Annotated in this window: 27 protein-coding genes and 2 tRNA genes; 24 read left to right on the top strand and 5 right to left on the bottom strand. The window is 51.9% G+C overall.

The window, feature by feature from the left end; all coding sequences use genetic code 11:
• The 3 genes from P1U71_RS11815 to P1U71_RS11805 all read left to right on the top strand — a co-directional run.
• The coding region (locus P1U71_RS11815) for an acyl-CoA carboxylase subunit beta (protein ID WP_301105808.1) at positions 1-1,137 on the top strand (1,137 nt) is incomplete at its 5' end.
• An 81-nt stretch (positions 1,138-1,218) separates the two neighbouring features.
• Entirely contained in the window at positions 1,219-1,845 is a 627-nt protein-coding gene (locus P1U71_RS11810; RefSeq protein WP_367281183.1) for a YbhB/YbcL family Raf kinase inhibitor-like protein, read from the top strand.
• 100 nt (positions 1,846-1,945) lie between these two features.
• Positions 1,946-3,166 carry an adenylate/guanylate cyclase domain-containing protein gene (locus tag P1U71_RS11805; RefSeq protein WP_301105806.1) on the top strand — a complete coding sequence of 407 codons (1,221 nt, stop codon included), beginning with the start codon at positions 1,946-1,948 and terminating at the stop codon, positions 3,164-3,166.
• 15 nt (positions 3,167-3,181) lie between these two features.
• Here the strand turns inward: P1U71_RS11805 and P1U71_RS11800 are convergent, their stop codons facing one another.
• From P1U71_RS11800 to P1U71_RS11780, 5 genes are all read right to left on the bottom strand, one after another.
• Entirely contained in the window at positions 3,182-3,835 is a 654-nt protein-coding gene (locus P1U71_RS11800; protein WP_301105805.1) for a glutathione S-transferase family protein, read from the bottom strand.
• A gap of 31 nt (positions 3,836-3,866) precedes the next feature.
• Positions 3,867-4,499 (bottom strand): LysE family translocator, encoded by a 633-nt coding sequence (locus tag P1U71_RS11795; protein WP_301105804.1) that lies wholly within the window; start codon positions 4,497-4,499, stop codon positions 3,867-3,869.
• A gap of 1 nt (position 4,500) precedes the next feature.
• Positions 4,501-4,692: a DUF1737 domain-containing protein gene (locus P1U71_RS11790; protein ID WP_301105803.1), complete on the bottom strand. Its 192-nt coding sequence runs from the start codon at positions 4,690-4,692 to the stop codon at positions 4,501-4,503.
• A 24-nt stretch (positions 4,693-4,716) separates the two neighbouring features.
• Positions 4,717-5,259 carry a hypothetical protein gene (locus P1U71_RS11785; RefSeq protein ID WP_301105802.1) on the bottom strand — a complete coding sequence of 181 codons (543 nt, stop codon included), beginning with the start codon at positions 5,257-5,259 and terminating at the stop codon, positions 4,717-4,719.
• Between the two features lie 154 nt (positions 5,260-5,413).
• Positions 5,414-5,488: transfer RNA gene (locus tag P1U71_RS11780), tRNA-Thr, on the bottom strand.
• 229 nt (positions 5,489-5,717) lie between these two features.
• Here P1U71_RS11780 and P1U71_RS11775 point away from each other — a divergent pair.
• From P1U71_RS11775 to P1U71_RS11675, 21 genes are all read left to right on the top strand, one after another.
• The gene (locus P1U71_RS11775) at positions 5,718-7,613 is read left to right on the top strand and encodes a PhoX family phosphatase (RefSeq protein WP_301105801.1); all 1,896 of its coding nucleotides are present in this window, start codon (positions 5,718-5,720) and stop codon (positions 7,611-7,613) included.
• 115 nt (positions 7,614-7,728) lie between these two features.
• A complete protein-coding gene (locus P1U71_RS11770) occupies positions 7,729-7,902 on the top strand; it encodes a hypothetical protein (protein ID WP_301105800.1) in 174 nt (57 codons plus the stop codon).
• 86 nt (positions 7,903-7,988) lie between these two features.
• Positions 7,989-8,543: a dCTP deaminase gene (dcd, locus tag P1U71_RS11765; RefSeq protein ID WP_301105799.1), complete on the top strand. Its 555-nt coding sequence runs from the start codon at positions 7,989-7,991 to the stop codon at positions 8,541-8,543.
• Positions 8,544-8,729: 186 nt separating this feature from the next.
• Positions 8,730-10,022, top strand: coding sequence for a UDP-N-acetylglucosamine 1-carboxyvinyltransferase (gene murA / locus P1U71_RS11760; RefSeq protein WP_301105798.1), 1,293 nt, complete (start codon positions 8,730-8,732; stop codon positions 10,020-10,022).
• A 26-nt stretch (positions 10,023-10,048) separates the two neighbouring features.
• The gene (locus P1U71_RS11755) at positions 10,049-10,507 is read left to right on the top strand and encodes a DUF2948 family protein (RefSeq protein ID WP_301105797.1); all 459 of its coding nucleotides are present in this window, start codon (positions 10,049-10,051) and stop codon (positions 10,505-10,507) included.
• Positions 10,508-10,535: 28 nt separating this feature from the next.
• Positions 10,536-11,198, top strand: a complete 663-nt coding sequence (gene hisG, locus P1U71_RS11750) for an ATP phosphoribosyltransferase (protein ID WP_301105796.1) — start codon at positions 10,536-10,538, stop codon at positions 11,196-11,198.
• Entirely contained in the window at positions 11,188-12,480 is a 1,293-nt protein-coding gene (gene hisD, locus P1U71_RS11745) for a histidinol dehydrogenase (RefSeq protein ID WP_301105795.1), read from the top strand. Before hisG ends, hisD begins: the two co-directional genes overlap by 11 nt.
• Before the next feature lie 28 nt (positions 12,481-12,508).
• Positions 12,509-12,988, top strand: coding sequence for a UPF0262 family protein (locus tag P1U71_RS11740; RefSeq protein WP_301105794.1), 480 nt, complete (start codon positions 12,509-12,511; stop codon positions 12,986-12,988).
• Positions 12,989-13,046: 58 nt separating this feature from the next.
• A complete protein-coding gene (locus P1U71_RS11735; RefSeq protein WP_301105793.1) occupies positions 13,047-13,508 on the top strand; it encodes an arsenate reductase ArsC in 462 nt (153 codons plus the stop codon).
• Positions 13,509-13,650: 142 nt separating this feature from the next.
• Positions 13,651-13,869 (top strand): translation initiation factor IF-1, encoded by a 219-nt coding sequence (infA, locus tag P1U71_RS11730; RefSeq protein WP_161315948.1) that lies wholly within the window; start codon positions 13,651-13,653, stop codon positions 13,867-13,869.
• A gap of 46 nt (positions 13,870-13,915) precedes the next feature.
• A complete protein-coding gene (locus tag P1U71_RS11725) occupies positions 13,916-14,551 on the top strand; it encodes a nucleoside triphosphate pyrophosphatase (protein ID WP_367281182.1) in 636 nt (211 codons plus the stop codon).
• Positions 14,551-15,957: an Rne/Rng family ribonuclease gene (locus P1U71_RS11720; protein ID WP_301105791.1), complete on the top strand. Its 1,407-nt coding sequence runs from the start codon at positions 14,551-14,553 to the stop codon at positions 15,955-15,957. Before P1U71_RS11725 ends, P1U71_RS11720 begins: the two co-directional genes overlap by 1 nt.
• 5 nt (positions 15,958-15,962) lie before the next feature.
• Positions 15,963-16,142, top strand: coding sequence for a DNA gyrase inhibitor YacG (locus tag P1U71_RS11715; protein ID WP_301105790.1), 180 nt, complete (start codon positions 15,963-15,965; stop codon positions 16,140-16,142).
• A gap of 154 nt (positions 16,143-16,296) precedes the next feature.
• Positions 16,297-16,372: transfer RNA gene (locus P1U71_RS11710), tRNA-Phe, on the top strand.
• Between the two features lie 212 nt (positions 16,373-16,584).
• Complete coding sequence (locus P1U71_RS11705; RefSeq protein ID WP_301105789.1) at positions 16,585-17,721, top strand: aromatic ring-hydroxylating dioxygenase subunit alpha; 1,137 nt, start codon at positions 16,585-16,587, stop codon at positions 17,719-17,721.
• On the top strand, positions 17,714-18,496 hold the full coding sequence (locus P1U71_RS11700) for an enoyl-CoA hydratase-related protein (RefSeq protein WP_301105788.1): 783 nt from the start codon (positions 17,714-17,716) through the stop codon (positions 18,494-18,496). The genes P1U71_RS11705 and P1U71_RS11700 overlap by 8 nt, the downstream gene beginning before the upstream one ends.
• 162 nt (positions 18,497-18,658) lie before the next feature.
• Positions 18,659-19,735 carry a C4-dicarboxylate TRAP transporter substrate-binding protein gene (locus tag P1U71_RS11695; protein WP_301105787.1) on the top strand — a complete coding sequence of 359 codons (1,077 nt, stop codon included), beginning with the start codon at positions 18,659-18,661 and terminating at the stop codon, positions 19,733-19,735.
• A 35-nt stretch (positions 19,736-19,770) separates the two neighbouring features.
• Positions 19,771-20,256, top strand: coding sequence for a TRAP transporter small permease (locus tag P1U71_RS11690; protein ID WP_301105786.1), 486 nt, complete (start codon positions 19,771-19,773; stop codon positions 20,254-20,256).
• Positions 20,257-20,262: 6 nt separating this feature from the next.
• Positions 20,263-21,603, top strand: coding sequence for a TRAP transporter large permease (locus P1U71_RS11685; RefSeq protein WP_301105785.1), 1,341 nt, complete (start codon positions 20,263-20,265; stop codon positions 21,601-21,603).
• A 226-nt stretch (positions 21,604-21,829) separates the two neighbouring features.
• On the top strand, positions 21,830-22,096 hold the full coding sequence (locus P1U71_RS11680) for a hypothetical protein (RefSeq protein ID WP_301105784.1): 267 nt from the start codon (positions 21,830-21,832) through the stop codon (positions 22,094-22,096).
• 290 nt (positions 22,097-22,386) lie between these two features.
• On the top strand, positions 22,387-22,917 hold a 531-nt coding region (locus tag P1U71_RS11675), incomplete at its 3' end, for a hypothetical protein (protein WP_301105783.1).

The raw sequence follows: 22,917 nt of genomic DNA, 5'->3' as shown, positions 1-22,917 counted from the left end.
AAAGGCGGAGGCACTGTCGGCAGTCCGGCTTATGAAAAACCACGGTTTCTCTCCATTGCAAAATTGATGGGGGAAGTGCCGGTGGCTTCTGCGGCACTTGGTCCTGTTGCCGGATTTCCCGCAGCACGTTTTGCCGCCTCCCATTTCTCCGTGATGACACGCGAGACAGCGCAACTTCTGATCGCAGGGCCGGCGTTGGTGGAACGGGCGCTGAACATCAAAATAACGAAGGAAGAACTTGGCGGGGCAAATGTCCATAGCCGCAATGCCGTTGCCGCCAATATCGCAGAGGATGAAGCCGATGCCTTCACCCAAATCCGCGATTTTCTGAGTTATCTACCCAATAACGTCTGGGAACAGGCCACACGTACCGAGACGACCGATCCCGCTGATCGCATGGAGGAGGATCTCCTCAGCATTGTGCCCAAGAACCGTCGGTTACCCTTTAGTATGCGAAAGCTGATCCAGATGGTTGTGGACCTCGATAGCTTCTTTGAAATGGGAAAGAACTATGGCCGCAGCCTGATTACCGGCTTTGCCCGACTTAACGGCCAATCCGTCGGGGTGATCGCCAATGACTGTCGGATTTATGCCGGCGCTATGGGCGCGGACGCGGCGCAAAAGGTCCGTCGCTTTATCGAACTTTGTGACACCTTCCATATCCCCATCGTGAATTTCACCGACGAACCCGGCTTTATGATTGGTCCAGATTCAGAGAAAGATGGCACCATAAAATTCGGCACCTCCGCCGTTGCCGCCGCCGTCATGTCCGTCGTCCCCTGGGCGACCGTCATTGTGAAGAAAGCCTTCGGGGTTGCCGCCGCCGCACATTTCAGCGAGAACGGCTATGTTCTTGCCTGGCCCAGCGCGGAAATGGGACCGCTTCCGGTTGAGGGCGGAGTGGCCGTCGCCTACCGCCGACAGATTGCAGAGGCAGAAAACCCCGAAAAACTGAGGGCTGAGCTTGAAGCGCAGCTTGCAGCCCAGCAATCTCCCTTCCCCCGTGCAGAAAGTTTCAGTGTTCATGACATTATTGATCCGCGAGAGACCCGGCCCGCGCTGTGCCAGTGGGTTGACTGGATACAGCCGCAGCTTGACAGTCTGAAGGGGCCGGTCAGCTTTTCATTCCGTCCCTAGGCCATTTACCTGCGTTGACAGCTTTGTTAAAATCGCGTGCTATTAAAAATAAAATGAGGGAGGCATACCATGACGGCAGCATTGAAAGTGAAAATCGACGGTTGGGAAAATGGCGGGACAATCCCGGGTAAATTCGCCTTCGGTGTTCCTGCCGAGGAAGAGCATGTCGCTCTCAGCGATAACAAAAACCCGGCGATCAGCTGGTCTGACGCTCCTGCAGGAACAAAATCCTTCGCCATCATCTGTCATGATCCCGATGTCCCCTCCTCCGGGGAAGATGTCAACCAGGAAGGAAAGACAGTTCCGGCCGACTTGCCGCGCGTTGATTTCTATCACTGGGTTCAGGTTGATATTCCTACCGAATACGCCAGCCTCGCCGAGGGAGAGGTCAGCGACGGCATAACTGCCAAAGGCAAAGCACCGAGCAAACGCGCCTACGGCATCACCGGCATTAATAACTATACCGACTGGTTCGCAGGCGATCCCGATATGGCCGGTGACTATGGCGGATATGATGGCCCCTGCCCGCCCTGGAACGACAGCATCATTCATCATTATCACTTCACGGTATATGCACTGGATCTTGAAAGTCTGGGACTTTCCGGAAATTTTGGGGGCCCGGAGGCGCTCTCCGCGATGGAAGGTCATATCCTCGCAAGCGGGTCTTACATCGGGACTTATAGCCTCAATCCGGATGTTGCGGCTTAGCGCATAATACTTCGGGATGTAAAACCGTGGCTGATGCATTCTCTTGTATTTTTGGCGGTATTTCCTATTTAGGTCAAAACAGGTAAAGGGTTTTGCCGTCTTGGAAATACGATCCGTAACCGATATTGCCGCTGACCCGTCCGACTTTGATCTGGCTGTTCGTCAGGTTGAAAACTGGCTAGTCCAGCGTATGTTTGACGACATTGAGTTTACAGAAATTCTTTCCGAGCTCAGCCGGAAAATAGATCAAACCCTGTTTCCGCTCCTGCGCACACATGTCACGATGCGACAAATGCACCCCTTTATCGACCATACTGATCACACATGGAACAGGGCGGGCGAATTGCGCACCAATTCCCGCCCTCGGGCCTTGTGGGCCGAGCCAAACTGGACGCAAAGCCCGCTTTTTTACATGCTAGAGAATGTAATCAGGGAATACCGCTGCGACCTGAGCCGCGAGGAAGTTGTTCAAAGATTTCCAATCTTCACCGAATTTGAGGAGATGGGCGGCACTGACTATCTCGCAATCCTGACCCCCTTTAGAAACCAGGAAACAGCTCTCAAAACGCAGGATGGCGTCATTTCATCCTGGCTAACCGACCGACCAGGCGGCTTTATCGAGAGGGAAATTCAGGCCCTCAAGCGCCTGATTGATCTGTTCCACGCCACCGCGCGCATTTTTAAGCGGGAACAGACTTTGCAGGACGTCCTAAGCGCCTATCTCGGTCCGGCCGCTGCGCGACAGGTGATGGAAGGGAAAAACCAGCGCGGCGACGGCGACATTATCCAGGCGGTTATCTGGATCTGCGACCTGCGCGGATCCAGCGCACTTGCCGACCAGATGGAAATGCCCGCCTATTTGACGCTGCTGAACCAGTTTTTTGAGACCATGTCAGAAGCTGTGATGGGAGAAGGGGGAGAAGTACTCAAATTCATGGGCGATGGTTTCCTTGCCATTTTTCCGACATCGGATAGTGCCGGAATTTCAGATGCCGCGCAAAGAGCTGTGATTGCCGCCCGCAAAGGAGTCGAGTCTATGGCCCATCAAGCCTCCGATGCGTCGAAGTTAAAATTCGGGATTGGTATTCATCATGGCGACGTCATGTTCGGCAATATCGGGGCAAGAGAACGCCTCGATTTTTCGGTGATTGGTCCCGCCGTCAATATGACCAGCCGACTGCAAGACCTGACTAAATCGCTCGATGCGAGCCTGTTGGTGTCATCTGGAATCGCTGAACATCTCCCAATCAAATTGCGGCGCTTTCCGCAGCAAACCGTTCCCGGCCTCAAAGACCCGATAGACGTATATACAACCGCATGAGGGGGCTATTTCGGACTAATAGTCCGTAATCGTCCATTCTTCCTGAGCCGCCGCCATCCGCCATTCAACAAACTCCGGCAACGCCCAAAGGGTGTCGAAATAGCCCCGACAAACGTCATCCAGAGGCACAGAATGGCTGTAAAGACGGACAAGAACCGGCGCAAAGAAGACATCGGCAAGAGAAATTTTGCCAAACAGATAAGGCCCATCGCCCGAGTATTTCGACCGGCATTCCCGCCATATCTCACCTATGCGGGCAATATCCGCCTCAACATCCTCCGGCAAAGCTGCATAAGACAGCTTTTTTGATAGATCCATCGGCACATGCTCGCGAAGCGCCTGAAAGCTCGAATGCATTTCCGCGACCACTGAACGTGCATGCGCCCGGGTAAATGTTGCTTCCGGCCAGAGATGGGCCTCGGGGTATTGTTCTGCAAGAAACTCACAGATCGCGAGCGTATCCCAGACGGCAGCATCTCCTACTTTAAGCGAAGGAACTTTTGGAGGTGCTGCGGGGTTTACCTCTTTGAGTTTTTCATGGCAACCGGGCCGATACAGGGGCACCAGCACCTCCTCAAACTCCATGCCTGAGAGTCTAGCCGCGAGCCACCCCCGCAAACTCCAGGAGGAGTATCTCTTATTCCCGATTACCAGCACATTCTCAGACATTTTTACCCTATAGCGTTTTTCAAAAGGCGCGTCATGCACGCTCAGTCAGGGCAAGGCGTATGGCCAGCCCGATAAATATCGTCCCTGAAATCCTCGAAACCCATTTAGCCGTCCCCGGTCGTTGCAGCAGAAGCCGGCCCGCACCGCCGGAAAAGAGACCGACGCCGCCATTACAAAGTAACCCCGTCAGATTAAAAAGAAGTCCCAAAATCAGAATTTGGAGCGCAATGGATCCCGCTTCGATAGAAACAAACTGCGGCAGGAAAGCGATAAAAAAGAGGGCAACTTTGGGATTGAAAATATTGGTGAGCATCCCGCGACGAAAGACGATAAACATATCGGCCGATTTCACATGCGGTCGGCTGAGGTCCCCGCCGCGCGCAGAAAAACTGCGGATGCCGATCCACAGAAGATAGCTCGCGCCCGCAAAGCGAAGGATATCGAAGGCAAGCTCGGATGTTTTAAAAATCGCTGTGACACCGATGATCGCCAATAAGATATGAACCAACGAGCCCGCAGAAATGCCGAGCGCCGCAACGACGCCCGCCCGCGGCCCCTGCTTAAGCCCGCTCGCCGTTGTAAATAACATATCTGGTCCCGGTGTCAGGTTAAGTGCCAGCGCCGAGAGAATAAAAAGTCCCAGCGCGCCCGGTTCAATCAGCATCTCACGCGCCCCTCACGACATCGGGTCTGACAACGGCCTGCGCGACCAGCATCCGGTTTGTATTGGAATCGAACGTCGCCGAGGGAGAACCGTAAAGCACATAGCCTTCCGTGAGAGCCTTACTCACCCTCACGCAAAAATCATGTGTATCTTCGCCTGTCAACAATCGATAATCAGGTTTTTCATCTGCCATGTGTCACCAAAATAGATATTGTAATTAGCTGTTCTTTCTCCGCCCTCGGATAAGAAATAGAACGCCCAGAGCAAAACAAACACCCCCCGCGATCAGATGCGAAACTCTCAAAGGCTCTACATTACGGCGAAGAGAAATTTTTTGACTTATGATCTTTGCCCTATCTGGCATAACCCGCCAGTCCAGCAAATAGTCCCCCGGCGCGGATACTGAGAAAGTTTCAATAACCTGCTCCGATGTTTTGGTCGCATATTCGGGAGTATTATCCTCACGTTTATCTCGCTGCTGCCCCTCCGCTTTAAAGGCTTCAATCCCGCCCGGCCCGGTCATCAGAACCGAATACTCAAACGCAGGCGTACTGCTGCTTGAAAGTTCAATCTCGTATTCTACGGACAAGAGAGCCCGCATCGGGTTCTGGGAAGAATCGAGAGAAATGAGATCCGTGCTTCCGGCCTCACCCGCCAGTTCAAAGCGCGCGACCTCTTCCCCGCTAGTTGAGTAGTCGTACCCAACCCAGCCGATCAAACCCAGCCCAATGAGGAGAAGCAAGACATATAATTTGCGCACGCGATTTATGATCTTTCGTGAAGTAAGGCTACTGCGCTCAATCTACTTAAACCACCCGGAAAAGGGCAAGCAAATATCCATAGCCCTCAAGTTCCGAAAACACCTGAGCCAAAAATATACTGCCGAAAGCGCTGAATTGTAAGTTTGGAGGAAATGGTGCCGCCGGGTGGATTTGAACCACCGGCCTCTCCCTTACCAAGGGAGTGCTCTACCCCTGAGCTACGGCGGCAATATAGGTGAGAACGCGGCGGAATATATAGGGATTTCGTTTCATGTCAAAGAGTTTCATCGACAGGAATAAAAAAGCCCTTCAAAAGCAGGATATAGCGCCGATCATCATGGATCGCCACCTTCATGCTTCTGACACAAAACTGAAATCCGCCTTCAGTATTTTAATGCCGTTTGTATCCCTAGCCGCCGGATGCAAAAACAAACTTAACCTTCCAGGAGCCAAAAAAATGTCCGCACCTATACCTGACAATATATCCTTTGATGAGTTTGACGAAATCCGCTCACCGAAAACAGAACCAACGGATTTTGAAAAAATTTCCCAAACCGTCCTTTCCCGACGCAGCTTTCTTGGCAGAGGCGTTGCCTTTGGCGCCACGGCTTTCGTCATGGGCACGACGGCCCTCTCCCCTGCTCCGGCAAGCGCTGCAAATAGCCGCCTGAAATTTGAACCCGTCGCCGCGAATGATCTTGATACGATTACCGTTCCAAATGAATATAGCTGGCATGTCGTCAGCACCTGGGGTGAGCCGCTCTGGTCGAACAGCATTCCCTTCGATCAGGCTACCCGCGGAACTGCCGCAAGCCAGGAGCTTTCTGTCGGCGACAACAATGACGGCATGGCGTTGTTTCAGGATGGCGATAAAAATATTCTCGTGTCCAACAACGAATATGTTAATCGCTCAATTATCTATGGCAATCGAGAGAGCAAGGAGCCGGAAACGGCGGATGATGTCAACAAGGGCATGGCGGGTCATGGTATGACCGTTGCCGAACTCGCCCTCCAAGACGGGAAATGGGCCATTGTTGTCGGCAGTTCCTACAACCGCCGTGTCACGGCCAATACCCCAATTGAAATTTCCGGTCCCGCCCGTGGCCATGCCATGATGAAAACAGCGGCAGACCCTGAAGGCGTACTCGCCCTCGGCACCTGGAATAACTGCGGGAATGGCCGGACGCCTTGGGGCACATATCTCACTTGCGAGGAAAACTTCAACGGCTACTTCTCCTCCAGTGATGAGAACTACAAACCGTCCGCTGAACTGAAGCGCTATGGCGTTGGAAATAAAGATTGGGGCTATGCCTGGGCCACCGTCGATGACCGCTTCGACATCAGCAAAAATCCGAACGAGCCAAACCGTTTTGGCTATATTGTTGAATTTGATCCGCTTAACCCGAAGTCTACCCTCAAGAAACGCACCGCCCTTGGCCGTTTCAAGCATGAAAATGCAGAGCTAGTTGTCACCGACAATGGCCAAGTCGTCGTTTACCTTGGCGATGATGAGCGCGGTGAGTTCCTCTATAAATTTGTCTCTGCCGGAAAATTCTCCGACGGCGGCGATAATAGCGACCTGCTGGACGAAGGAACGCTTTATGTCGCCAAATTCAGCGACGACATGAGCGGGAAGTGGCTGCCTCTCACAGCTGAAACAACAGGGATGAGCCTCGCGGAAATCAGTATCCTGACCCGACAGGCCGCATCAAAGGTCGGGGCCACGACAATGGACCGGCCGGAATGGGTCGCGGCCAATCCGCACAAGGTTGAGGCTTATGTCGCGCTGACCAACAATAAAAACCGCGGCAAGAAGCCGAATGCGGGTGGTGACGAGACCCCCGTCGGTGGCCCCAACCCGCGTGCAGAGAATCACTATGGACAGGTTGTCCGCTGGACGCCTGCCAATTCAGACCATACGTCAGACAGCTTCGAATGGGATCTCTTCGTTGTTGCCGGCAATCCGACGGTTCATAGCGATGCCTATGGTGGATCAAAGAACGTAAATGCAGAAAACATGTTCAATTCCCCGGATGGATTGGCATTCGATGCGAACGGCCTTCTCTGGATCCAGACCGACGGCAACTATTCCAACGCGAAGGATTTCTCTGGCATGGGGAACAACCAGATGCTCCTCGCCGACCCGGAAACCGGCGAGATCAAACGTTTCCTGGTGGGTCCGAAAGAATGTGAGATTACCGGCTTTGCCTGGAGCGCGGACCGAAAAACCGTTTTTGTTGGGGTTCAGCATCCCGGCGAAAAAGGAAACAGCCACTATCCGGACGGCGGGGCGACAGTCCCGCGGTCAACAATCGTTGGAATCTCCCGTAAAGACGGCAATGCCATAAGCTAAAAGCAAAAACACGACATACAACAAACTGGGGAGCCTAATGGCTCCCTTTTTTGTTTATTTGCGCCAATGAACAATACAGTTTATTGAGATCTCAGTGAATTTTCCGGCACAAATAATGACCGAGCAGAAAACAGATAGCAAAAGCGCCAAACAGCGGCAAAAGGCAGAGAAGGCCCAGCGCCTTGCCGAAGAATTGCGGAATAACCTGCGTAAACGCAAAAATCTGCAGCGTAACCGCGGAAAAATCGCACCGGACGCGATCAAGAACCGCCACCGCCTGACGGATTAACCAATCACGCATTAAATCTTGGCCCGCTCCGCTACAGTCTATAGTATGCCGATCAAATTATGCTGTTTGAGCGGAGAAATCTAAGTATGTCCATTCTGTCTGATAAATGGATCAGGTCACAGGCCCGGAAAACGGGGATGATTGAACCTTTTGTAGAGAGTCAGAAGCGCGAGGGAACCATTTCCTACGGCCTGTCGTCCTATGGCTATGATGCCCGGGTTTCTGACGAGTTCAAGATATTCACCAATATTGATTCGGCGACGGTCGACCCGAAAGCGTTCTCCAGCACCAGCTTCGTCGACAGAAAGACAGATGTTTGCGTTATTCCGCCAAATTCCTTTGTCCTCGCCCGCACTGTCGAATATTTTCGAATTCCGCGTGACGTTCTGGTGATTTGCCTGGGCAAGTCGACCTATGCCCGCTGCGGGATCATCGTCAATGTCACACCGCTGGAACCCGAATGGGAGGGGCATGTCACTCTCGAATTTTCGAACACGACACCGCTGCCTGCCAAAATTTATGCGAATGAGGGGGCTTGCCAATTCCTTTTCCTTAAAGGAAACGAACCCTGCGAAGTCTCCTACAAGGATCGAGCCGGAAAGTATATGGGGCAGGAAGGCGTAACGCTTCCCAAACTATGATCTCTCGCGGCATCCGCCTGTTTTAAAATCCCAACCAGCTAGCAAAGATAGAACCAGGAAATGTTAAATTCTTTTGATTCTGGTGTAAAATGAGATAGAAGCCGCTCTTTCGACAATTTTTCAAAGCTAAATCACTGCCGCAGGCTTCACCCCTGCAGACGGAAAAATATTAAAGAGAAATTCAGTATGGATAGCATTCGCATTAGAGGTGGAAAACCACTTCAAGGAAAGATTGAAATCAGCGGCGCGAAAAACGCGGCATTACCATTAATGGTCGCCAGCCTTTTGACGGAGGATACCCTCACCCTCTCCAACCTGCCGCATGTCGCCGATATTTCGACCCTGATCACATTACTCTGCCAGCATGGTGCAACCGCTGCCATGAACGGACAGAATGCTAATGGCGGCGGAAGTGACGGTCGGTCGCTCTCCATCAGTGCAAAATCGATCACCAATACGGAAGCGCCTTACGACATTGTTCGCAAAATGCGGGCGGGAGCCTTGGTCATGGGGCCTTTGCTCGCCCGTGTCGGCAAGGCTCGGGTATCCCTGCCCGGGGGGTGTGCCATCGGGACCCGCCCAATGAATCTTCATATCAGCGGCCTGGAACAGATGGGCGCAAAGATCACCATTGCCGGCGGGTATATGGAAGCGGAGGCACCGGATGGCCTAAAGGGCGCGGAAATCCGTTTCGAAACTGTTTCCGTCGGCGCAACGGAAAACCTGCTGATGGCGGCATCCCTGGCAAAAGGCACAACCATTCTGGAAAATGCGGCGAAGGAACCTGAGATCACCGACCTCGTCCGCCTTCTAAGTCAGATGGGGGCCAACATAGAAGGGGAAGGCACGGATCGGCTGATCATCCATGGTGTCGATAAACTCCATGGCACGGCCTATCGCGTGATGCCGGACAGGATCGAAACTGGCACCTATGCTATTGCGGCGGTCATTACCGGCGGAAAAATAGAGCTAACTAATACAGAGGCCGAATTGATCCGGTCCGTTCTGGATGTCCTGATTGAAGCGGGGGCGGAAGTTGAGGAAACCGACAACGGATTTATCATCTCCCGTGAGAATGGGACCATTCACGGCGTTGATATTATGACCCTGCCCTATCCCGGTTATCCCACGGATATGCAGGCACAGTTCATGGCGCTGATGACGGTTGCCGGTGGCGCCGCTATGATTACGGAAACGATTTTCGAAAATCGGTTTATGCATGTACCTGAGCTTGCACGCCTTGGCGCGAATATAACTGTGCATGGACATTCAGCCCTGATCCGAGGGGTTGGTCATCTTGTCGGTGCGCCGGTAATGGCGACGGATCTGCGTGCTTCAGTCTCATTAGTGCTTGCAGGCTTGGCAGCGGAGGGAGAAACCGTTATCAACCGTGTATACCATCTGGATCGCGGTTATGAACGGCTGGAAGAGAAACTGGCGGCTTGCGGTGCGGATATTGAACGAGTACATGCAAGTTGATCAAAGAGTGACGACAGGATAGCGAGATGCCCAAACCCCTGAAACTTATTGCGGCTGAAATTGAGGATATGGAAATCCTCTCTGCGGCGTTGGAGGGGATGATTACGAGCCCGGGCGAAATGAGCTATCTCAAATCCACCCGGGCCTTTACTGTTATGGGCTCTCGTTTCAAATGGGAGGATGCCGTCGACGGACAGAAAAGTTCCGATAGCTGGTTCCGCATTCGCTCCGGTGCTTATTTCGGTGATGTGATGAGCGTCAAATCCACCGGAATTTCACAAAGCAGCCCGACAGAAGTGCTTGAATTACTGAGCCTTTCGACACATCTCAGAGAGGATGGGCAAGCGGACATCGCCCTGAACTTCGCCGGCGGCGGCACTCTTCGCCTTAGGATGGAATGTATTAATGTAACCCTGACCGATACGGGAGAGCCCTGGGCGACGGAACTGAAACCCGGGCATGATGAGACTCCGTCGGCAGACTGAGAAAACTGAATGAGAATGGAGCAATTCCGTGCCATCGAGTGAAGAGTTGGTCATTGCCCTGCCAAAGGGCCGGATACTGAAAGAGGTTATGCCGTTGATCCGTGCCGCCGGGATTGAGCCCGAACCGGCATTCGACGATCCGGCGAGCCGACTGCTGCAGTTCCGGACGAACCATCCCAATATATCGATCATTCGCGTCCGGTCATTCGACGTGGCGACTTTCGTTGCCTTCGGGGCCGCGCAGTTGGGCGTGGCCGGGAACGATGTACTGCTGGAATTCGACTATCCGGAGATTTATGCACCGGTTGATCTTGATATCGGTCACTGCCATATCGCCATTGCCCAGCCGAAGGAACTCGAGGAGGATCGGGATCCCAGCCGCTGGAGCCATATCCGTATCGCAACGAAATATCCGAACCTGACCCATAAATTCTTCGCGGAAGCAGGTATTCAGGCGGAATGCATCAAGCTTTCCGGCGCGATGGAGCTCGCGCCGGGACTTGGGCTTTGCCGACGTATCGTCGATCTGGTCTCGTCCGGGGCAACGCTTGAGGCGAACGGGCTCGTGGAGGTCGAGAAAATTCTCGATATAACGTCCCGTTTGGTCGTTAATCGCGCCGCCCTTAAGACCCGATCCGTCGAATTGAACGGCTGGATCGAAAAATTTCGAGAGGTCGTCAATGCCGCTTAAGCTGAATTCAAAAGATGCGGGCTTTGAGAAGGGCTTTACGGCTCTGCTCGATCAAAAACGCGAGGAAGACGGGGATGTCGATGCGATTGCTGCCGATATTCTCAAAGATGTTCGCGCGCGTGGTGACGCAGCGCTTCTTGACTATACCCGGAAGTTTGACCGGCTAGACCTCAGCGATGTGGCAAAACTGCGGGTGACAGACACCGAGATAAAGAACGCGGTTACGTCCTGCGACCAGGCAACGCTGGAGGCGCTTAAAACCGCCGCCGCCCGGATCGAGGATTACCACCGACGGCAGTTGCCAGAGGATCAGATGTACCAGGATGCCGCGGGCGTCTTCCTGGGTTATCGCTGGACGGCTATTGAAAATATCGGCCTTTATGTCCCGGGCGGACGGGCGACCTATCCCTCCTCCGTCCTGATGAATGCAATTCCGGCCAAGGTCGCGGGCGCCTCTCGTCTTGTGATGGTTGTCCCGACGCCGGATGGTAATATCAATCCCATGGTCCTTGCGGCGGCTGATCTTTGCGGGATCGATGAAGTCTATCGCATCGGCGGCGCGCAAGCCATCGGAGCACTTGCCTACGGCACGGAGACAATTGCCCCCGTCGATAAGATCGTTGGCCCGGGGAATGCATATGTGGCGAGCGCGAAAAAACAGGTTTTCGGGACTGTCGGCATCGATATGATTGCGGGCCCGTCAGAGATTCTGGTCGTTGCGGATAATCTGAATGATCCGGCATGGATCGCGGCAGACCTGCTCAGCCAGGCGGAGCACGATCCCGTCGCACAGAGCATCCTGATCACTGATGACGAGGCATTTGGCGCCAGCGTTGAAAAGGCGATCGAAAGCCATCTTGCAAGTTTGGATCGCGCAGAAATCGCGAGATCGAGCTGGCAGGACTATGGCGCGATCATTACGGTCAAGGATATGGCGGAGGCCCCTGCCCTTGTTGACCGGATTGCCCCTGAGCATCTGGAGCTATGCGTTGATGATCCAGAGGCGCTTGCCGCGAAAATCCATCACGCCGGCGCGATTTTCCTAGGTCGCTACAGTCCGGAAGCGATCGGTGACTATGTCGCCGGGCCGAACCATGTGCTACCAACTTCCCGCACGGCACGGTTTTCATCCGGCCTTTCGACGCTGGATTTTGTCAAGCGGACCTCTCTCATGAAGCTGGATGCCGCGAGCCTCCGCCAGATAGGGCCTGCCGCCGTCGCTCTTGCCAAATCGGAAGGATTGGGTGCCCACGCCCTTTCCGTCTCTATCCGATTAAACTAGAGTGGCTGTGTAAGGAGCCCTTCAGGATATGTCCGATACACAGCACATCGTAAAAATAGCGCTCGACGAAAAGACCGTTGTCCGCCGCAATGCGGATATCGAGCATGAGCGCAAGGTAGCCATTTTCGACATTCTCGATCAAAACAGCTTTATCGTGAACGGCTTTGAAAACGACGGCCCCTATTCACTCCATCTCAGTATTGAAGACAACCGTCTGATCTTTGATGTTCGCACGGAAGACGATGCATCGGGGCTCGTGCGCATTCCGCTGCCGGTGATTTCCTTCCGCCGCATCATCAAGGATTATTTCCATGTCTGCGAAAGCTATTTCGATGCGATCAAATCGGCGTCCCCCTCCAAGATCGAGGCGATCGACATGGGGCGACGCGGACTTCACAACGAAGGATCGGAGCTTCTGAAAGAACGGCTAAAAGATAAAGCGGAAACAGATTTTGATACGGCACGGCGCCTTTTCACCCTGATGTGCATCCTCCACATAAGGGGCTAGCGATGATCGCCGGATCTGCATTTCTCTTTCACACTACCATTGTGGTCGGTATAACTAGATGAGTGCACCGCCCTTCAGCGACGGATTGCCGGGCAGCGTCCTCTTTGCCTGCACCCATAACAGTATTCGGTCCGTCATGGCGGAGAATATTATGAAGAGCCTATACGGCCACGCCGTCTATGTGGACAGTGCCGGAGTTCGCGCGAAAACTGTCGATGGCTTCGCGGTAGAGGTTCTGGATGAAATTGGGCTTGATGCATCCAATCATGTTGCGAAAGATTTTGATGATCTGGAGGATAGTTCCTTCGACATAATCATATCCCTCTCGCGTGAGGCCCATAAGAAGGCAGAGGAAATTAGCCGAACCAACGCATGTGAGACTGAATTATGGAACATTATTGACCCCTCACTTACCGAGGGAAACCGTGAAATGCGGCTAAATGCTTATCGTCATACACGGGATGACCTATATGAGAAAATAAAGGCGCGATTTAGAACGGGCCCGGCCCCCCGGGTATAAGAACTTCACCCGAGTTCTGTTGCGCTTTAGTCCAAGCAGTCTTGTTTTTCAGCTTTTTACATATCATTTTTAAGGAAATGCTTGCTTTTTAGCTATTGTGCCCCTTATTTTGCAGCATCCAAAATAACTGGAATAGGATTTTATGGCGAAAGAAGAACTATTGGAATTTGAAGGAACCGTTACGGAATTGTTGCCCAATGCAATGTTTCGCGTTGTTCTGGAAAATGACCACGAAGTATTGGCCCACACCGCGGGCAAAATGCGCAAGCATCGCATTCGTGTATTGGCGGGCGACAAAGTCACCGTCGAAATGACACCCTATGACCTGACAAAAGGCCGCATTACCTTCCGTTACAAGTAAGGTAATCTTCATGGGTGATCGAACAGACCTCCCCAAATCTACCGGGATGGTAGCAGAGCGAGGAAGGCAAACAGCCCCGCCATCGTCACCCTCTCAACCATTTCTTGTTCTAGCCTCCGCCTCGCCGCGTCGCCTTGCGCTGCTTGAACAGATTGGGATTAAGCCAGACTCTGTAGATCCGGCCGATATCGATGAAACCCCGCTGGCAAAAGAGCGTCCGCGCGACCTTGCCTTGCGTCTTGCCTGCGAAAAAGCGGCGGCCGTCGCCGAGCGGCATGAGAATGTGTTTCTCCTTTCTGCTGATACAGTAGTTGCGGTCGGGCGCAGGGCACTGGGTAAAGCTGACACCGAAGACGAGGCACGCGCGTATCTCTCTTTGCTGTCAGGGCGACGGCATCAGGTTCATACAGGCGTCACTCTGATAACACCTGCCGGAAAAGCCATCTCCCGCGCTGTTTCCACCGCGGTTATCTTTAAATCGCTGGATATCTTTGAAATCAACGCCTATATCGCTTCCGGTGAATGGTATGGCAAGGCCGGGGCATATGCCATACAGGGCCTTGCCGCCGCCCTCATCCGGCAAATTCAGGGATCCTACAGCAATGTGGTCGGGCTCCCTCTCTTTGAAGTATCGAATATGCTGCAAGGGAACGGTTTTCCGATTTGGGCAGGTCGCGATTGATGCGGGAGACCTTGCTGATCGATGATGGCCCGTTCGAGACACGTGCGGCGGTACTGAAGGGCGATCAACTGCTGGAACTCCAAATTGAGCGAGCGGGCAACCTCACGCGCGTCGGTGATTTTTATAACGGTCGCGTTTCAAAAATTCTTCCCGATATGAATATTGTTTTTATCGATCTCGGGCCTGATGGTGATGGTTTCCTGCAGCTTGGCGATATCCCGACCAACACAAGGAGCATAAGTACCGCAGTTCACGAAGGTGAAAAGCTGCTTGTTCAGGTTATCAAGGATGCAAAAGGCGAGAAAGGTTCTCAACTCGGATGCCGCTTTGCCCTGCACGGAGCAAACCTCATTTACCGGCCGCTCAGCAACGGCGTTGTGTTATCGAAAAGCATTAAGACTTCAGAAGAACGCAACCGGCTGGAAAGTCTTCTTGAAAGGCGCTTGCAGGACTGTGGCGTCACAGTCCGGACTTCTGCCCTATATGCCTCTGACGAAGCACTCACACAGGAACTAGAAGCCATTTCGCACGAGTGGGCTGATATTCAGGCGGCGTGGAATGCAGCAAAAAAGCCGGGCCCGATCGGACAGCGGAAAACGCCGTTGACCAGTGTTCTGAAAAACCTTCTCACCGCAAGTATGGACGTGATCGCAAATAACGTCACGGCCCTCAACGAGACGAGAAACTATGTCGCACAGCATATGCCCGGCATACCGCAACAGATCACACTCTGGGATCAGCAAACGTCACTTTTCGAAGAGATGAATGTCGAGGCTGAACTGGAAAAGACCCTTAAGAAATCCGTACCGCTCACCTCGGGCGGAAATATTACCATTGAGCCCACAGAGGCTGCTGTCATCATCGATGTGAATTCAGCATGGCAAACCCGCGCTGCCGGCACTCACTCCGCCGCCCTCACCACCAATCTCGAAGCGGCGCGGGAAATCTGCCACCAAATCCGGCTTCGCAATCTCAGCGGTATCATTATCATCGACTTTATTCAAATGAATGGCAAAGGTGAAGTGGAGAAACTCACCCAAACATTGCAGAGCGCATTGGATCGGGATCCTCGCCCAACCCGCCTGATCGGCATGACGGAACTGGGATTGATGCAGATGACTCGCAAACGCGGTCGGCCTGCATTGCACGAAATACTAAACCAGCCCTGCGAAACGTGCGATGGCAGCGGATATGTTAGCAATGAGATCACAATCCTCAGCGAGGTTTATCGCGCCCTGCAGAACGAAGTACGCTTCTCCCGCCAGACGCAGCTCACGATCGAGGTCGGAGAGAAACTTGCATCACAATTGCAAAGCCATCAAACTCTCATGGAGAAGGAACTCGCAAGACCAATTGCTATATCTACAAATATGCATTTCTCCGGTCTCGACTATAAAATAGGTTAATGACAATGAAAGACGCTAACGAACCGGTAAAACCTTGCCCGCAATGCGGCAAACCGGGCGTGCATAAATTTCGCCCCTTTTGCTCCGCCCGCTGCAAGCAGGTTGACCTCGGCAAATGGTTTAACGAGGCTTATGTAATCCCGGGAGAAGAAACCATCCCGGCCAATGACGAGGACGGCGAATAGCGGCATATTTCCCCACCAGCGGCATAGTGAAAAGTCCTTGTCTCCCCCTCCTGTGACTTTTGCGTATTTTTAGCTTAAGACCTCTGGACAGCCTCAACTATTTCTTTTATAAACCTGCTTCCTCGCCCATATGGCGGCGCGTACAGCGCAATATGCCCAGGTAGCTCAGTTGGTAGAGCAGCGGACTGAAAATCCGCGTGTCGGTGGTTCGAATCCGCCCCTGGGCACCATTTCTATATATCCTCTGTGTTTAGTTTTCCCTTATAGCGGATTTCTACCTCCATTTTCTCGACTTGATCGTTACATCAAAATAAAACCACTTAACTTATGTAGCATCACCATTATTTTGGTTATTAGAGTGACGATAATCAACTGAGTGGACAAGAGCCGAACAAGTCAGATAGCATACTTCCCGAAAACGGATAATAAGAAGAGTTAAGTCATGACCATGATCCTAAGCGATGCCGATGTTATCGACAGAATTTTCACTCATTTAGACGCTAAAACCACTGACGTGGGAGAAAGCGTATGGCGCGAACCAGTCGAAAATTACCGCTCGGAGGAACATTTTCACGCGGAAATCGAGATACTGCGTCGCCTGCCAGTACCCTTCTGCCCCTCTGCCGCCTTGCCGGAAAAGGGGTCGTTTGTCGCCCGTACAGCGGCATTAACGCCGATTGTCGTGGTGCGCGGGGACGACGGTGTCGTACGCGCCTTTCGCAATAGTTGCCGACATCGGGGCATGGCCGTCGCAAATGGGAACGGCTGCGCCCGTGCCTTCGTATGCCCCTATCACTCATGGACGTATGGCCTGGAGGGTAATCTCAAGCATATCCCCGGGCGGGAAGGGTTCCCGGGCGTGGATATGTCGGAACATGGGTTGGTTCCGGTCAAGGCTGAAGAGCGCGGCGGCCTTATCTTTGTCACCCAGGAAGCACCGATTTCAAACGGGGTTCTAGATGCGTTACCGGACATTCTCGATCCCAGGCAGGACATGTTCGATCACGGTGAATATGTGGATGAAGCAAATTGGAAACTCATCGCAGAAACATCCATGGAGGGTTATCATATCAAGAGCCTTCATAACCGCACATTTTACCCCTACGGCCTGGATAACGTAAATGTCGTAGAGATTTTTGGCACCAACTCCCGTATTATTTTTCCGTTCCGCCGCATCAATAAGCTGCGAGATATCCCGCGCGAGAAGCGGCGTATTAACGGTATGACGACAGATGTTTACCAACTATTTCCCAATTCTCATCTCTCAGTTTTATCCAACCATACGCAACTTATAGTGCTGGAGCCGGTTTCTCCTACGGAGACCCGATCAATTGTGTATCGTATGCGCAATCTCGACACGGAGGGCATTCCTGTCGATTTAGATGTTGCGAAACGTGACGCCGGCTTCGTCAAGAATTCTGGCATTGAGGAAGACCGAGATGCCGCACGTTCCATTCAGGCCGGCTTAAACTCCAACGCGAACAGTCATTTCACCTTCGGGCATTATGAAAAGGCTATCGTCCATTTTCACGAAATGCTGAATGAACATCTGGCCAAAAGGAATAATCCTGATGTCTGAATTGATTAAGGAAACTGAAGGCAACTTGTTGAAGTTGACGCTAAACCGCCCGGATCAGATGAATGCCATGTCTGCAGGATTGATAAGCGACCTGACCGAAGCCATCACGGATGTAACCGCAAACCGTTCGGCCAGGGCAATCATGATTACCGGTTCAGGCCGAGGTTTTTGTGCGGGCGCCGATTTACAGGGAAATGGGCTTGCGGGCCGGCGAGAGGTTATTGAAGGGCAAATGATGGCGGGAATAAATCGACTTATTCTTGCCGTTCGAGAAGTTCCGGTCCCGGTTGTGATTGCTCTGAATGGCGCGGCTGCAGGCGCCGGATGCGGACTGGCGCTATCAGGGGATATCATGATCGCCGCCCGCTCGGCGAAACTTCTAACCGCCTTTTCCCGAATTGGTGCCGTTTTGGATGGCGGCATGTCCTGGTCCCTTGTTCATAAGCTCGGAACCGCTCGTGCCGCAGCCATGGCTATGTTTGGAGATCAAAAGATCGACGCCGAAACAGCGAAATCATGGGGTTTGGTCTGGGAGGTTGTTGACGACGAAAAACTTCCCGCAGAGGCAACCATTTTGGCCCAACGGCTTGCGGATGGACCGTCCGTAGCATTGGGCTTGATCAAGCGGCAAATTGCGTTCGCCCAAGGCAATGGCATTGCTGATGCGTTAAGGTTCGAAGCCGCATGTCAGGGACAAGCGTTTCAGACAGACGACTTTATGGAAGGCGTCAAAGCTTTCCAGGAAAACCGTCTGGCAGAATTTAAAGGGAAGTAGGCAGGGGCAAAGTAAACTAATCCCCAGTTTCATGGTTTTTACGCCCAACCTATTGACTATTTTCAAATTCTGTACCACCATCCCGTCGCGGTTTCGGACGTCCAAGTAACAAAGAATAAATGTACCGAGACATGAGCAGAATTTTCTAGTCAGGGAAAAACAATGAAACTTTTATCTAAGCTAACCAAAGGCCTTGCGCTGATGGCAACGCTGTTCACGCTGTGTGCTTTCAGTGCCAATGCATATGCAGAATATCATCTCCGTTACAGTGAACTCGGCCCGCCACGTGGAGCCCGTGCAGAATCCATGAAATGGTGGGCTTCTGAAATCGAAAAACGCACGAACGGCGAAGTAAAAATCGAATTTTTCTGGAGCCAGGCGCTGTCCAAGGGCAAGGAAACCTTGAGAGCGGTTTCTACGGGCCTTGCAGATACGGGAACCATAATGGGCCCATACAACCCAGCGGAAATGCCGGTATGGAACTACGGAAATATTCCGTTTGTAGCAGGCGACATCTGGGTAACCCTGAGAACATGGCAAGATCTACAGACAACAATGCCGGAACTTGTTAACGAGATGAAGAAAAACGGCATTCATATGCTGGCCAACTTCACGACGGGCCCAAGCGAAATAGTTTCAAACTTTGAGATTAAATCGTCTGCTGACCTGGACGGTAAAAAAATCCGGGCAACCGCTGGCTTTATTCCACTTTTGAAGAACCTCGGCGCCATTCCTGTAAATCTCGGTCATAGCGAAATCTATCAGGCGATGGATCTCGGAACGGTTGATGCTGGCGCAACTTATATGTTCGCTGTCCGTTCCTATAAATTTTTCGAAGTCGGTGATTATGTTACGGAAGTTAACATGGGTCAGGTTCTTGGATATGGCGCTGGTATAAATCTCCAGCAATGGAATGAAATGCCTGACGATATCAAGAAAATCATGACGGAAGTCAGTAATGAATTTGTTGAGCATTATTCTGAAGCCTTGATCAAGGACAATGCTTCTGCAAGAGCTGAATTGCTCAAGGGCATTGACGGCAAAGTCATGAAAATTACCACCCTTGATGAAGCAGAGCGCGCAAAATGGAAAGCTGCGGCAGAGGAACTGGTCGTTGAATGGAAAGAACGAACGGAAGCGAAGGGAATCAATTCTCAGAGCGTCATTGATCAGTACAATGAAACTTTCGCAAAGTACCAGAAAGAGCTCGAAGAAAAAGGTTACCCCTGGGACCGTTAAGCTGTCTTTCGTAATTATTTAATCTGGAAAACTAGATGAAAAACAGCTTTCACTATTTCGAGAAATATCTCGTTCTAGTTGCCGGCATAGCCGTTATGCTCATGCTTGCAATCACCACATTGTCTGTATTAGGCCGATACGTAGTAGGCGCACCAATACCAGACGATGTGGTGATGAATGAGTTCCTTATGGTGTTCGTCGTGTTCTTGCCATTTGCATTTGTGCAGTCACAGCGCGACCACATCATGGTAACCTTGTTTACTGATAAACTCTCCGACCGCGCAACCCTGTTCCTCGACGCCTTCGGGTTCCTGCTTGGTTTCGCCTTTTTTGCAATCATGACTTACTCCGCATTCCATTACTTTCTGGATGCGTGGATTACTGGAAACTATATGGAAGGCCCGTTATCGCTACCGGAATGGCCGGTTCGCTTCATATTTTTCGTCGGTATTCTCATGTTTACGCTGCGCTTTGCCATAGATGTGGTTAAAGCCGGGCTCGAACTCTCGAACAGGAAATAAAGTTTTATGGACCCCATTACACTCGGTTTCTGCGGGATCGGCGTTCTTTTACTGTTGATTATCATACGCGTTCCAATTGCCGTTGCACTTGCGGTCGTCGGGTTTATCGGCCTCATTCTTGCCATTGGATGGCCCGCCGGTCGGGAAGCCAATCTCGAGCGGGGCTGGCAAGCGGCGATCAACTATATCGCGTTTGAACCTTACTCATTCGTTGCCTCCTTCTCGCTTGTCGCCATTCCGCTTTTTTTGATGATGGGTTATGTCGCCTTTCATTTCGGATTTACGCGAGACGGATATGATGCGGCCCGCGCTTGGCTTTCCCGCCTTCCCGGCGGACTGGCAGTGGCGTCTGTCATGGGCTGCGCCATGTTCGCCGCCGTCAGTGGCTCAAGCTTGGCAACGGCGGCCGCCATGGGCAAACTCGCCGTACCGGAAATGCTTCGCTATAAATACGACAAGGGACTGGCGACAGGTGTAATCGCCGCCAGTGGAACGCTGGGATCGCTCATTCCACCAAGCATTCTTATGATTATCTATGGCCTGTTTACCGAACTATCCGTTGGAAAGCTTCTTCTGGCAGGCTTGGTCCCCGGTATTCTCTCTGCGTTAATCTACGTCTTGATGATCGTAATCCGGACCTTGATTAACCCAAAAATAGCGCCCGCCCCTGAGAATGTAACATGGGAAACACGATACAAATCCTTGCAGGGGACATGGTCAATTATTGCTCTATTCGTGCTCGTGATGGGTGGCATTTATGCGGGCATCGTGACGCCGACGGAAGCAGCCGCTGTTGGTGCCGCAGGCGCGTGGGGGCTGGCCGCTCTTTCCAAACGATTGAAAGCAAAAGAAGCCAAGCTTTCGATTCTCGAAACAGTGACCCAATCCGCCAGTATTTTTGCCGTTGTCATAGGCGCTAAAATATTTGTTGGCTTTATTGCCATTACCGGTGTCGCTGGGTTCTTGTCGGATTTGGCACTATCGCTCGATTATCCGCCGATTGTTATCCTGCTGGCCCTGTCGCTGGTATATGTCGTTCTCGGAACGTTTATGGACCCACTCGGGATCATGCTCCTAACGTTGCCTGTGGTTGTCCCCGTTATCGAAAACCTGGGTTACGACCTGATCTGGTTTGGCGTCATCATGATTAAATTGCTTGAAATCGGGCTAATTACTCCGCCTGTTGGACTGAACGTCTATATTCTAAAAGGAGTGATTGGTGACACGGTTAAGCTTGAGACCATATTCAAAGGCGTCCTCTGGTTCCTTGTTATGGATATTTTGACTTTGCTGCTGTTAATACTCGTACCGGAAATCAGCCTGTTTTTGCCCAACGCGTTGAATTAATATATCACCAAAAACTTCTCCAGGATTCGAGCATCAACGGGTCATGAGTTGCGCCAATCAGAGCTGATTCTGTTGAGGAGAGATGTCGGAATGCCGTGCATAATACTGGGAACAGGTGGTTTCAAAGGCGAGAAGCATCCGCAGGTTTTTCCGGTTTTCTTCTGACGGTTCTTCCCAGTAAGCCTTGATGGGATTCCAGGCTTCCAAAAGTCCTGCCTCATAGGCATTGCCGGTCTGGTTAATAATTACCGTCACTTTCTCAGGGGTCGCGGACTGCCTCAACTTCATCATCCGTCACATCGCCGCGATTTTCGACGATACTAGCCGCGAAGCGAACCTCGGCATCCGCCTTGGCGTCCGTGGACAGGCCGTTCCGGTTTACTGGAATCTCATTATCGGTAAGTTTGGCAACATGCCGCCTGAAGTATATGTGGGCGGCAAGGGCGGTCCGTTCACGGGTTACCGCCTTCAGAAAGCCAGACCCTACTGGTAAACGGCTATTTTCCGAAACAAGTTGAAATCCAAATCACCAAATTTATCGATTGTTACATACAATGATATGCCATCCGCGCTTGAACAATCCGATATCGCAATATGCGCCTCTTGAGTCCATGCAATCAACCTTAACCCACAGATAAATAATAAAAAAATTATCCCAATACACAATCATTCAATACAGGAAAACTGTCGTCCAATATTCATTAATATTAAAATATAGACACTTGAATATAAATCTGCATTATTATTATCTAACATAATAATAGAAATCAATCGAACTCCGTAATGTTTAACAGTGCGAGTTCTTATGAAGGTTTCAGGCATTTTCTGTCATATATGGAAATGGCGGCGGGCATGTTAGGTCGTAAAATTATAGTTCCCCCCGGGCTTGAGGTACTGGTCGAGCCTCGGGCCGTCATTCAAGTCTCCTTTGACAGACTATCTAATATTACGCTGTCTCGGACTGAAGATGATCTCATTGTCACAGGAAGTGACGGCCACAGCGTCGTCTTACGGAGCTTCTTCGTGGCCCGCCCAGAGCGGGATCAACCAATAGTTCAATTCGAAGACAATGGCCCGTTCCTGACCGTCCAGCAAATCATTGACCTGACTCAATATTCTGTCCATGATCTGTTTCAGTCGGAGGAAGACGTAAGTTCTGGCGCAGGCGCTGGTTTCAACAAATTTAACCTTGGTGATATTGGCGATGGCTTGTCCATTGCCGGCCTTCTGGACCCAACAGAGTTAAGCTTTTCCCCTCCCAATAAGGAAATGGAAACCTACTCCGATCTCGCCGGCAACTTAGGAACAGGCGAT

This window comes from Sneathiella sp., assembly GCF_029233945.1.
Lineage (GTDB): Bacteria > Pseudomonadota > Alphaproteobacteria > Sneathiellales > Sneathiellaceae > Sneathiella.
This window is presented reverse-complemented; position numbering and strand designations above follow the sequence as displayed.